Source organism: Jatrophihabitans lederbergiae (assembly GCF_031845305.1).
In the GTDB taxonomy this organism is placed as follows: Bacteria; Actinomycetota; Actinomycetes; order Mycobacteriales; family Jatrophihabitantaceae; genus Jatrophihabitans_A; species Jatrophihabitans_A lederbergiae.
This window is the reverse complement of the sequence record NZ_JAVREH010000027.1, coordinates 36,365-48,301: the sequence shown is the minus strand read 5'-3', so window position 1 is coordinate 48,301 and position 11,937 is coordinate 36,365. Positions and strand designations below refer to the sequence as shown.

Sequence of the window (11,937 nt, the reverse complement as noted above, 5' to 3'; positions counted from 1 at the left end):
ACAAACCGATATTCTTCACCCTGAAGGTGCTCCTTGTTGACGACGATCTGGCCTCAAGAACCTCGATCATCGTTGACCTGGAGCACTTTTCAGTTCACCGGCACGCCGCCACCATGAAAGCCCCGGGCTAATCTCTATGGAGCAGAACCCTGGCTCCCGCGAACTGCTGTCCAGCATTTTCCGCACCATTCACACGATCAAGGGCACCAGCGGCTTCCTCGCGCTCCAGCGACTCGAGAGCCTGACCCACGTCGGCGAGAACCTTCTCTCTCGGTTGCGCGACGACGAACTGCAGCTGACTCCGGCGCGGATCGAGGCGTTGCTGCATATGGTCGACGCCGTCCGGGCACTGCTGGACGTACTCCAAAGGACCGGCACCGACGTGGCTGACTCGGTGGATGTCACGGCGGTGACGGCCGAGCTGAGGGAGTGCCTCGACGAGCGAGCCGCCGCTGCGGCGCCGGCAGCGGCGCCGGAAGCATGCCCGGCGGAGGTACAGCAGTCACCCGCCCCCGTCACTCCGGCAGCACCGACCCACCAGCCGGCGACGTCACCAGCCGGGGAGGCGGCGGAGCCCCAGGACACCCGCCGGGGCACGGTGGATACGACCGTCCGCGTGGACGTCGAACTGCTGGACACCTTGGTCCGACTCGTCGGGGAACTTGTGCTGACCCGCAACCAGATCCTGCAGCAGACCGACGTCAACGCCAACGCGGACCTGGTGCGCGCGAGCCAGCGACTCGACCTGATAGCCAGCGAGCTGCAGGAGAACGTGATGCGCACCCGCATGCAGCCCATCGGGCAGGTATGGGCCAAGCTGCCCCGGATGGTGCGGGACCTGTCCAGCCAGCTCGGTCGCAACGTCCGACTGGTGCTCGAAGGCCACGACACGGAGCTGGACCGGACCCTGCTCGAGGCCGTCAAGGACCCGCTCACCCACCTCGTCCGCAACGCCCTGGACCACGGCATCGAGACGCCCGACGCCCGGCGCCAGGAAGGTAAGGACCCCGAGGGCGTGCTGCTGTTGCGCGCGTTCCACGAGAGCGGCCAGGTCGTCGTCGAGATCTCCGACGACGGCAAGGGCATCGATCCTGACCTGATCGGCGAAGTGGCCGTGAAACACGGGGTGATCTCGACCGATGCCCTCGATCGGATGGAGCCGCGGGAGATCCTCGACCTGATCTTCCGGCCCGGCTTCTCCACCGCCTCGGCGGTCACCAACGTCTCCGGCAGGGGCGTCGGCATGGACGTCGTCCGGACCAACATCGAGCGCATCGGCGGCTCGGTCGACCTGACCAGCCAGCGCGGGCTGGGCACCACCTTCAGGGTACGGATCCCGCTGACGTTGGCCATCATCCCGGCACTCGTCGTGGGCGAGCAGGACGAGCGCTACGCCATTCCGCAGGCGAACCTGGTGGAACTGGTGCGGCTCGAGGGCGCCGAGATCGAGTCCCAGATCAAGACCCTGGCCGGCGCGCCGGTCCTGCGGCTTCGCGGCCACCTCGTTCCGCTCATCTCGCTCGGCGGCGCGCTGGGCCACGAGGAGAGCGCGTCCGACATCGTCACCATCGTCGTGGTGCAGGCCGACGACCTGCGCTTCGGTCTGCGGGTCGCCGCGGTGCACGACACCCAGGAGATCGTGGTCAAGCCGCTCGGCCGCCAGCTCAAGGGCCTCCGGATCTACGCCGGCGCCACGATCATGGGCGACGGCCGGGTGGCGCTGATCCTCGACATCGCCGGGCTCGCGCACGCCTCGGGCATCACCGCCAGCAGCGTCCAACAGGCTCCTGAGCCGAAGGTCGACAGTGACCTGGTCTCGCTGCTGGTCCTGGAGGTGGGCGGTGGCCGCCGAGCCGCGTTGCCGCTGGCTGAGATCTCGCGGCTGGAGGAGTTCGACCCGGCCCGTATCGAGTGGTCCGGCCGCATCGAGGTTGCCCAGTATCGCGGCGGCATCCTGCCGCTGATCAGGTTGGCCGAGGCGATCGGACTCTCCAGCGCTCCCACCAAGAACGACTACCTGTCCGTCGTGGTGCACGGCGACGGCGCGGACCGGGTCGGCATCGTGGTCGACCGGGTCGTGGACGTCGTGGACACCACCCGGTCACACAGCACCGTCGGGCACCGGGCGGGCGTCCTCGGCTCGTCCGTGGTCCGTGACCGGGTGACCGACTTGGTCGACATCGACGCGGTGGTCGCCACCGCGCTAGGAGCCCGCAGATGAGTGAGTCCGTGGCAACAGCCGCACCCGCCGACGCTTCGGCGGCGTCCCGGCAATACTGCACGTTCTGGGCCGGCGGCCTGTACTTCGGCATCGATGTGCGCAGCGTGCAGGAGGTGCTGCGCTACCAGTTGATGTCCTCGGTGCCACGAGCACCCAAGGCGGTGAGCGGGCTGATCAACCTGCGGGGACAGATCGTCACCGCGATCGATCTTCGCCACCGCCTCGACCTGCCGGTGTCCAGTCCCGAGGACCAACTGCTCAACGTCATCGTGTCCAGCCGCAACGAGGTGGTCAGCCTGCTCGTCGACGACATCGGCGACGTCATCGACACCGGGAACGCGACCATCGAACCGACGCCCGCCACGCTGCCCGCGCACATCCGCGACGTCATCGAAGGCGTACTCGCTCTACCCGACGAAATCCTGCTTGTCCTGGGCGCGGATCTGGCCGCAGACGTGTCCTCAACCAACCGCACTCCCGGAGGAAGATCATGACCGAAATCGTCACCCCCGCCGTCCGCGCCGGAGCCAAAACACCCGCCCGCACGCCGGCCAAGCCGGTCCGGCGCAGCGGCCCCACACCGACCGCCGCGCTCGACGACCTGCCGCTGCGAGTCCTGCTGACCGACTGCGACTTCACCATCACCTACGCCAACGAGGCGACCCTGAACAGTCTCGAGGACGCGCTCGCCGAGCTGAACCTCGCACCCGAGGCGATCATCGGCATGAACCTCAACCTGCTGCGCAGTGAGGGTGGCATCGAGCTGACCAGCGTGCGACAGCTGCCGACGAAGTTCCGCCTCAACTCCACCGACGGCGTTCTCGAGGTGACGGTGAGCGCCGTGCACGACGAGCAGGGCCGCTGGTGTGGCGCCATGGCCGCCGCTGAGGACGTGACCGATCAAGTCGCACGCGATGAGAAGGCTGATCGCACCGAGGCGATGATGGACGGCACCCCGACCAACATGCTTTTCGCTGACGCCGACGAGATGATCTCTTACCTCAACCCTGCCGCGCTGACGAGCCTCCGGCTGATCGAGGCGTCGCTGCCGTTCCGGATGGACCAGGCGATCGGAAGCCGGCTGGACCTGCTCACCGGCCCGCAAGCTGACGACGACGCCTCGTCACACCCGCGGCAGGTGCGCTCCACGCTCGGCGACGAGACCCTCGACCTGACCCTGTCGGCGATCCGCGACAAGGCAGGCGCCCGAGTCGGCACCATGGCGACCTGGAACGTCATCACCGCCGAGCTGCGGGCCGCCGCCGTCTCCGGTGAGGCGGCGGCGGACACCGGCGCGGTGAGCAACCTGGTCAAGCAGTTGCAGTCGGCCCAGAGCGAGGACGAGGTCGTCCGCAGCGCGCTGACCTCCGTCCGGGACGCCTTCGGCTGGGCCTACGGCTCGTACTGGCCGCTGGACCGGGAGTCGCAGACCTTGAAGTTCGGGCTGGAGTCCGGCGATGTCGGAGCTGAGTTCCGCGAGGTCACCATGGCCGCCTCCTTCCGCGAGGGTGTTGGCCTGTCCGGTCGCGCCTGGCGCGCCCGGGACCTGTTCTTCACGGCCGACATCGGTGAGATGGCCGACTGCGTCCGCGCGCCTGTCGCGGCTCGCATCGGCGTCAAGTCCGGCGTCTGCTTCCCGATCACCATCCGCGGTGAGGTGACGGGCACGATGGATTTCTTCGCCACCGACGTCCTGAACCCGTCCGAGGCGCGGCTGGAGGCACTTCGCAACGTGGGCCGGCTCGTCTCGCAGGCCTTCGAGCGCATCGCCGCCGAGCACTCCACGACGGAGCTCGGGTTCAAGGTCGACCAGCTGCTCACCGTCATCAACGCCGCCGCTGCCGGCGACCTGACCCGTGAGATCACCGTGTCGGGAACCGACGCCATCGGCCAGCTCGCCGAGGGGCTCGACTCGTTCTTCGGCAATCTGCGCGACAGCATGGGAAAGATCGGCAAGAACGCCGAAGACCTCGCCGTATCCGCCTCGCAGCTGACGGAGGTCAGCGTCACCATGGGCAGCGGCGCCTCGCAGACCTCGGATCGCGCGGCCTCGGCCTCGTCGGCCTCCGTCGAGGTATCGGCGAACATCCAGACCGTCGCCACGGCCGCTGAAGAGATGACCGCGAGCATCAGCGAGATCGCCAAGAACGCGGCGTCCGCGGCGACCGTCGCCACCACCGCGGTCCGGGTCGCCAGTGAGGCCCGGGGCACGGTGGCCAGCCTCGGTGAGTCCAGTGCCGAGATCGGCAAGGTCATCAAGGTGATCACCTCGATCGCCCAGCAGACCAACCTGCTCGCCCTCAACGCCACCATCGAGGCGGCCCGCGCCGGCGAAGCGGGCAAGGGCTTCGCGGTCGTCGCGAACGAGGTCAAGGAACTGGCCAAGGAAACCGCCCGGGCGACCGAGGACATCGGCCAGAAGATCGAGGCCATCCAGTCCGATACCCAGGGCGCGGTCGGCGCGATCAGCCAGATCGGCGAGATCATCGACAAGATCAACGACATCCAGACCACCATCGCGGCGGCCGTCGAAGAACAGACCGCGACGACCAACGAGATCGCCCGCAGCGTCACCGGAGCCGCCACCGGCGCCAACGGCATCGCGGCCGACATTGCCGAGGTGAACGACGCCGCGAGGGAGACCCACACCGGAGCCGAGAACACCCAGGAGTCGGCGGCGTCCCTCACCACAATGGCGAACGCGCTGAAGGGCCTCGTCGGCCAGTTCGTGTACTAGTCGCACGCTGGCTTCACCATCGTTTATCCGGAAGGCAATACCTGTGAGCATTCGAACACTGGTGGTCGACGATTCGGTCGTCGTCCGCCGCACCGTCACGGCCGTTCTGGAGGCATCGGGTTGCGTCGATGTCGTCGGCACGGCGCGGGATGGCCGGGTCGGCATCGAGCAGATCGAACGGCTCAACCCCGATGTCGTCACCCTCGACGTCGAGATGCCCGACATGGACGGCCTGCTCACCCTGGCCGTCATCCGGGAGCGCTGGCCACTGCTGCCGGTCATCATGTACAGCGCGCTGACGGCGACCGGTGCGGAGACGACGTTGACGGCGCTCTCGCTGGGCGCCGTCGACTACGCCACCAAACCGACCGAAGCGCTGAGCCGGACGGCGGCATGCCAGCAGGTGCACGACACGCTGGTGCCGCTCATCAAGCTGTGGGGCGGCCGGCACGCGTCTGCGCGCGACAGTGGTTCGGCACCGCCGGTCTCTTCGGTTCCGGTTCCTCCGGTACCGACCCATCCGGTTTCGCGGGCGGTAGTCGTCCCCCCGGTGCGCGGCTCGTCCCGATCGGTCGTCCAGCTCGTGGTGGTCGGGGTGTCGACCGGCGGCCCGGATGCGCTGGCCCGGATTCTGCCGATGCTGCCAGCCGACCTGGGGGTTCCGGTGGTGATGGTGCAGCACATGCCACCCATCTTCACGACCATGTTCGCCAAGCGGCTGAACGGCATCAGCGCTATACCCGTCTCCGAGGTGACGGAGCAGACCGAGCTGGCGGCAGGCCGGATCTACCTCGCCGCGGGTGGCCGTCACCTGCGGGTTACAGCCACGCCGGCAGGCCGGATGCTCGTTCCGGACGACGGGCCACCGGAGAACTCGTGCCGTCCCGCCGTGGACGTGCTGTTCCGCTCCGCGGCGGCCACCGTCGGAGCCAACCTGCTCGCGGTCGTGCTGACCGGCATGGGGCAGGACGGGCTGATCGGCGCGGAGCATGTCACCCGGGCCGGCGGTTCGGTACTGGCCCAGGACGAGCAGAGTTCGGTGGTGTGGGGCATGCCGGGCTTCGTCGCGCGAGCCGGGCTGGCGCGCGCGGTGCTGCCGCTGGACGAGATCCCGCAGGCGATCGCCGCGGCCGTACAGGCGCCGGTCCGGTCCACGGTGGGTACCCGATGAGCCTGTCCACCGAGGACTTCACCTTCATCGCCGATTTCCTGCGCGACCGCTCGGCAATCTCGATCGGGCCGGGCAAGGAATACCTGGTGGAATCCCGGCTGGTACCGCTGGCCCGCTCCATCGGCATACCGGACCTGGAGAGCCTGGCCCGGGAGTTGCGCCGGCCGAGTTGCGCGCCGATGGTGAAGGATCGCGTGGTCGAGGCCATGACGACCAACGAGACGTCGTTCTTCCGCGACATCCACCCGTTCGACACCCTGAAGAAGCAGGTACTTCCCGAACTGGTGGAACGGCGAAAGACCAGCCAGGCATTGCGGATCTGGAGTGCGGCCAGCTCAACCGGGCAGGAGCTGTACTCCATCGCGATGATGCTCGACGCGGAGTTTCCGGCGCTCAAGAGCTGGAACCTCCAGTTGCACGGAACTGATCTCTCGCGCGGAGTGATCGATCGGGCTCGCGCCGGGCGGTTCAGCCCACTGGAGGTGAATCGCGGTCTGCCGGCGGCGATGTTGATCCGCTACCTCACACGGGACGGGGCCGACTACCTGCTCAGTTCCGAGATCGTGAGGCGGTGCACGTTCGAGACGATGAACCTGGCGACCGCATGGCCGGCTCAGCGCCAGTTCGATGTCATCTTCTGCCGCAACGTCCTGATCTATTTCGAGATCGACGTGCGGATGGCGATCCTGGAGCGGCTGCGGCGCGACCTCGCACCGGGTGGCTATCTCTTTCTCGGCGCGGCCGAAACCAGCTCCAACCCACCCGCGGGCTTCACCGCTGTCCGGCTCGGCAACACCGTCACGTATCGAAAGGACGAGGTATGAAGGCGTTGATAGTCGACGACTCCCGGGTCATGCGCATGGTGCTGTCCCGGATCGTCTCGAAGATGGGCTACGACGTCCTGGAAGCGGGGGATGGCCGAGCGGCACTGAATGAACTCGATCGGTGCGGTGCCGACGAGCTGCCGGTGGTGGCCCTGATCGACTGGAACATGCCGGTGATGAACGGACTGGAGTTCGTGACCGCAGTCCGCGACCGCGCCTCGTTCCGCGACATCACCCTGACGATGGTCACCACCGAGAGCGAGCAGAGCCAGATCGTCCGGGCGCTGGCCGCCGGTGCGCACGAATACCTCATCAAGCCCTTCACGCCGGACGCACTCGAGGACAAGTTCGCCATCCTGGGGCTGGCTGGCGCGCCGGAAGGGACGGTGGGCTGATGCCGACCAGCACCGACCGCTCGCCGATCAGCCATCAGACGGTGGCCGCCATCGTCGCCGACACCTGCGCCGGACTCTTCGGTGAGTTCAGTGAACCGCCGTCGCCACATGCTGCGGGTGCGGAGTTGCCCGACGCCGAGGCGATGGTGTCCATCACCGGGGCCTGGGCCGGCCACGTCCGCATCGGGTGCTCGCGGACGGCCGCCGCCGACGTCGCCGCCAGGCTGATGCTGATGGAATCGAATGAGCTGTCGGACTCCGATGTCGCCGATGCGCTAGGGGAGTTCGTCAACATCGTCGGCGGGAACATCAAGTCGGCGCTGCCCGGACCGAGCGCATTGTCACTGCCCCTGGTGGCTCTGGGAAGGGCCGAAGGGCACGCCACCCAGCTGCCGGGCTGCGTGGAGACGACCCGGGTGGAGCTGAGCTGGCAGAACCAGCCACTGATCGTGTCGGTCTGGTCGGAGCAAGAGAACCACAACGAGAAAAGGGAAGAGAGAAATGAAAATTCTGGTGGCTGATGACAGCCGGGTGATGCGTCAGATCGTGATTCGCACCCTGCGTCAGGCCGGATACGGCGACGCCGAGATCTGCGAGGCGACCGATGGGGCCCACGGGCTCATCCAGTTCAGCGACTTCGGTCCCGACCTGGTGCTGTCCAACTGGAACATGCCGGAGCTGAACGGCATCGACATGCTGCGGTCACTGCGGGCCTCGGGCTACACCGGCCCGTTCGGCTTCGTGACGTCCGAGGGTTCGCCGCAGATGCGCGAACTGGCCAGCGCGTCCGGGGCGGACTTTCTGGTGGCCAAGCCCTTCAACGCCGACGTGCTCCGCGAGCACATCGAGTCCTCGCTCGGAGCGACCCAGCGATGACGACCATGAACGCTCTGAAGCTGCCGCCCATCAAGGACGTCAAGGACTTGTTCGACGGCTTGCTGGGACGGACCGTCGAGATCAGCGAGGGCAAGCCGTGGAATCCGGGCGCCCGCGAGCCCGCCGCCGTCGCGGAGTACGTCACCGACAAGACCGTGCTCGGCGCGCTGGCGATGACCGACCTCAAGCTGTCCATCTTCATCGGGGCGGCGATGGGCCTGCTTCCCAAGGGCGGCGCGGAGGACATGATCGACGAGGTCGATCCGACCCCGGCGGTGATGGAGAACCTGTACGAGGTGCTCAACGTCCTGACGAGCACGCTCAACGTGCCGAACTCCCCGCACCTGCGCATCACCAGGATGCACTCGCTCCGCGCGGCGCTGCCGGCCGACGTCAGTGCCCTGACGGCGTCGATCGGCAACCGGCTGGACCTGGTCATCGACATCTCCGGTTACGGAAAGGGTCGCCTGGCGATGATCCTGGCCTGAAACCGCTGCACGTGGGCCTCAAGAAGCGCCAGCCGCCGGGTCGGGCACGATTCAGGGGACACGCCTTACCCCGAGCCGAAGCCAGGAGTTCTCTGATGGAGCTGCCCGAACCGTTGCTTGCACTGCTCAAGCGGCCGAGTCCCTGCTATATCGCGACCACCATGCCCGACGGGTCTCCGCAGCTCACCCAGACCTGGGTGGACACCGACGGTGAGCACGTGCTGATCAACACCGTTCAGGGCTTTCAGAAGATCCGCAACATCGAGCGCGATCCCCGGGTTGCCCTCACCGTGTCCGATCCCGAGAGCCCGTTCCGGTACTTCGAGGTCCGGGGCAGGGTCACCAGCATCAGCGCCGAGGGCGGAGCCGAGCACATCGAGCAGCTCGCCCAGCGCTACCTCGGCACGGCCTATCCCTGGTACGGCGGCCGCGACCAGACGCGGCTGATCCTCACCATCGAGGCGGACAAGGTCGGCGGCACGGGATGACTCATCCTCAGGCGGGGTGCCGTCTCAGAAAATCCTCTGCCCGCTTCGCGTCGTACCGTATCCACACCGCCGAGAAGGTCATCAACGCGAGGTAGAGCACGGCAATCCCCACTCTGAGCCACGAAGAACTCGCCAGCGCCTGACCGGCAGCAAACAGCACGATGCCGTCGTACATAGTGGTTATCCGGCGCTGCCGTGAGATCCGCACGGCGACCTCACGAAGCACCGGCAGGTGCTCGGTGTCGGCGGCGGCCTTGCCCCTTACTTGCTTGTTCACCCGCCGCCGCTCGGCCCCGGTCAAGGCGAACAGCGGGGAGCTGAAGTAAGGAAACAGCCCGTTGCCGGACTTCCACATTACCCGAAAGCCACGGACGACCAGAACGGCACCGCCGAGCATCAGCACGGAGCCGACAATCTCTCGCCACAACGGCACCGCGTGATACCTGGCCGCCTGGTGGGAATGATGGCCGGCCAGGAGAGCCCCGACCAGGCCGCCGAGTACCGCCAACACGGTGACGCACCCGACAGCCACGATGATCAGCCGCTTTCGCCGTCCGGCGTTGCTGCCGTCGTCCTGCCCCGCGGCCATTCGGGACGCGGCCTCCCACCGCTGCGCCTCGCTGTGCCCTCGCACGCCCACCGTTGCCTCTCCCGTTGTCCACCGACTCCGGAATGTATCGCCTCAGCAGGGCTGGGGAGGGCAGATCGGGACGAGTGGCCCGGTGGCGGCTCCCGTCGGGAGCCGGTCAGCTGTTGCTGGCGCCGCGTCCGGTCTTGTCCTGCAGCCGGTCGATGTGCTCGGACGCCTGAGCCTTGGTGAGGTCGGCCGGAAGCTGCTCGCCCGCTTCACGCGCCAGGGTGTCGAGGTAGCTGCGCTGGGCTCCGGTCATCGGCTCGTCGCCGGTCACCCACTCACTCGGGTCCTTCTCGGTGGTGCTGGCGTTGCCGGGGCTGTCGGCGCCGATGGTCTCGCCGGTCGGCTGGTCTGAGGTACCGGATTGGTTCGGGGTATCAGTGCTCATGCCCTCACATTAAGCGCTCGCGCTTCCGCCGTGTCGGCGATCCCCAGAGGTTGCGAGCCAGAACCGCCGACCCGCGCCTATTGACCGAGTGGTCTAGTCCAATTAGGGTGGCGTCGTTCCCGCGCTGAGGCGGACCTCCCATACCTGCGTATCGCACCCGGCCGCTCTGCCCGGCCCTGTGACGAGGACGGACGGCAACTCGTGCAACGCTTTCGATTGCGCAACGCGGTGGTGCTCGGCGCCGCCAGCCTGATCCCGCTCGCTCTCGTGGCACCCGCCGCGACAGCGAGCCCGACGACGAGAGCCGGCACGGCGGCTGCCGCCGCGAAGGCCAGCACCGCTAAAGCCAGCACGGCGGCTCCAGCCGCGAAGAAATCCGCACCCGCCCACAGCCGCAAGATCGCGATGGGCTTCTTCGAGCAGTGGAGCATCTACGGCCGGGGCTTCAGCCTGGCCCAGGCCGATCAGGAAGGCGAGGTCAAGAACCTCACCGACCTCGTCTACGCCTTCGGCGGCGTGCTGCCCGCCCAGGGCGCGACGACCACTCCCGACGCGGCGAGCAACCCGGTGACCTGCCAGAGCGTCGATGCCTGGGCCGACTACCAGACCCCCTACCTGGCTGACGTCAACGGCGGCAACCCGGTCGGGAACAACGGCCTGGCCGGCAACTTCCAGCAGCTCCGGGAGCTCAAGGCGAAGTACCCGGGTCTGCGGCCGATCATGTCGCTCGGCGGCTACACCGGCTCGAAGTTCTTCTCCGACGCCGCGGCCACGCGGGAGTCCCGGCAGGCGTTCGTGGCCTCGTGCATCGACACCTTCGTCAAGGGCAACCTGCCCGGCCTCACGCCCGGCGCGGCAGCCGGCATCTTCGACGGCTTCGACCTCGACTGGGAGTACCCGGCGAACAACAACGGTGCGGCCGGCAATCACTACAGCCCGGACGACACCCGCAACTACACCCTGCTCGCCGCTGAATTCCGCCGGCAGCTGGACGCCCTGGGCCACCAGAACGGCGCGACGTACCGGCTGACCACCGAGATGCCGGTCGGCCTGCCCAACGCCAAGGATCTCGACGTCGCCGGCCTGGCCCGCTACGTCGACGACGAGGTGCTGATGGACTACGACTTCCAAGGCCCGTGGACACCGCAGGGCGCGACGAACTTCGAGTCGAACCTGTTCAGCTCGCCGTTCTCGCCCAACACCACCGCCGAGCCACGGATCAGCGTGGAGTCCTCCGTTCGGTACTTCGAAAGCCACGGCGCCCCGGCGAGCAAGCTCGTTCTCGGCATTCCGTACTACGGCCACGGCTGGACGGGCGTACCCGCCGGCCACACCGCCGGCCTGTACCAACCGGCGACCGGGCCGGCGCAGTCCCCCGACATCACCAAGCAGGGCACCGAGCTGGCAGGCCTGGACGGCACCGACCCGGCGGGCACCACCGACTACTACGAGATCGTGAACCAGCCGGGCTACACCTGGCACACCGACCCGATCACGCAGGCGAGCTGGCTGTACAACCCCACCACCAAGACGTTCTGGTCGATGCAGAATCCGCGCGAGGTGTACGAGAAGGCGCTGTACATCGGCGTCCGGGGATTGGCCGGCGCGTCGGTGTGGGACCTCTCCGCCGACTCGAACAACGAGCTCACCGGCGCCCTGACCAAGGGCCTGAGTGTGTTCGGTCGATAGCTGCGAGTAGGTTTTGCGGTATGACG

Annotated in this window: 13 protein-coding genes; 11 read left to right on the top strand and 2 right to left on the bottom strand. The window is 67.7% G+C overall.

What is annotated here, in order from left to right:
* The first annotated feature begins 136 nt into the window (after positions 1-136).
* The 10 genes from RM423_RS16875 to RM423_RS16830 all read left to right on the top strand — a co-directional run bounded on the left by RM423_RS16875 (position 137) and on the right by RM423_RS16830 (position 9,200).
* The gene (locus RM423_RS16875; RefSeq protein ID WP_311424213.1) at positions 137-2,221 is read left to right on the top strand and encodes a chemotaxis protein CheA; all 2,085 of its coding nucleotides are present in this window, start codon (positions 137-139) and stop codon (positions 2,219-2,221) included.
* Entirely contained in the window at positions 2,218-2,715 is a 498-nt protein-coding gene (locus RM423_RS16870) for a chemotaxis protein CheW (protein WP_311424212.1), read from the top strand. Before RM423_RS16875 ends, RM423_RS16870 begins: the two co-directional genes overlap by 4 nt.
* Entirely contained in the window at positions 2,712-4,958 is a 2,247-nt protein-coding gene (locus RM423_RS16865; protein WP_311424211.1) for a methyl-accepting chemotaxis protein, read from the top strand. The genes RM423_RS16870 and RM423_RS16865 overlap by 4 nt, the downstream gene beginning before the upstream one ends.
* Before the next feature lie 43 nt (positions 4,959-5,001).
* Positions 5,002-6,129: a chemotaxis-specific protein-glutamate methyltransferase CheB gene (cheB, locus tag RM423_RS16860; RefSeq protein WP_311424210.1), complete on the top strand. Its 1,128-nt coding sequence runs from the start codon at positions 5,002-5,004 to the stop codon at positions 6,127-6,129.
* Positions 6,126-6,953, top strand: a complete 828-nt coding sequence (locus RM423_RS16855) for a CheR family methyltransferase (RefSeq protein WP_311424209.1) — start codon at positions 6,126-6,128, stop codon at positions 6,951-6,953. The genes cheB and RM423_RS16855 overlap by 4 nt, the downstream gene beginning before the upstream one ends.
* Positions 6,950-7,348, top strand: coding sequence for a response regulator (locus RM423_RS16850; protein ID WP_311424208.1), 399 nt, complete (start codon positions 6,950-6,952; stop codon positions 7,346-7,348). The genes RM423_RS16855 and RM423_RS16850 overlap by 4 nt, the downstream gene beginning before the upstream one ends.
* On the top strand, positions 7,348-7,869 hold the full coding sequence (locus RM423_RS16845; protein ID WP_311424207.1) for a chemotaxis protein CheX: 522 nt from the start codon (positions 7,348-7,350) through the stop codon (positions 7,867-7,869). The genes RM423_RS16850 and RM423_RS16845 overlap by 1 nt, the downstream gene beginning before the upstream one ends.
* Positions 7,850-8,224: a response regulator gene (locus RM423_RS16840; protein ID WP_311424206.1), complete on the top strand. Its 375-nt coding sequence runs from the start codon at positions 7,850-7,852 to the stop codon at positions 8,222-8,224. Before RM423_RS16845 ends, RM423_RS16840 begins: the two co-directional genes overlap by 20 nt.
* On the top strand, positions 8,221-8,712 hold the full coding sequence (locus tag RM423_RS16835; protein WP_311424205.1) for a hypothetical protein: 492 nt from the start codon (positions 8,221-8,223) through the stop codon (positions 8,710-8,712). The genes RM423_RS16840 and RM423_RS16835 overlap by 4 nt, the downstream gene beginning before the upstream one ends.
* Before the next feature lie 95 nt (positions 8,713-8,807).
* Positions 8,808-9,200: a PPOX class F420-dependent oxidoreductase gene (locus RM423_RS16830; protein WP_311424204.1), complete on the top strand. Its 393-nt coding sequence runs from the start codon at positions 8,808-8,810 to the stop codon at positions 9,198-9,200.
* A 7-nt stretch (positions 9,201-9,207) separates the two neighbouring features.
* Here RM423_RS16830 and RM423_RS16825 read toward each other — a convergent pair whose 3' ends face one another.
* Both RM423_RS16825 and RM423_RS16820 read right to left on the bottom strand, forming a co-directional pair.
* Positions 9,208-9,840 (bottom strand): hypothetical protein, encoded by a 633-nt coding sequence (locus RM423_RS16825; protein WP_311424203.1) that lies wholly within the window; start codon positions 9,838-9,840, stop codon positions 9,208-9,210.
* 106 nt (positions 9,841-9,946) lie between these two features.
* Entirely contained in the window at positions 9,947-10,222 is a 276-nt protein-coding gene (locus tag RM423_RS16820; protein ID WP_311424202.1) for a DUF3072 domain-containing protein, read from the bottom strand.
* Between the two features lie 201 nt (positions 10,223-10,423).
* Here RM423_RS16820 and RM423_RS16815 point away from each other — a divergent pair, with 201 nt between their 5' ends.
* Positions 10,424-11,911 (top strand): glycoside hydrolase family 18 protein, encoded by a 1,488-nt coding sequence (locus tag RM423_RS16815; RefSeq protein ID WP_311424201.1) that lies wholly within the window; start codon positions 10,424-10,426, stop codon positions 11,909-11,911.
* The last annotated feature ends 26 nt before the right edge of the window (positions 11,912-11,937 follow it).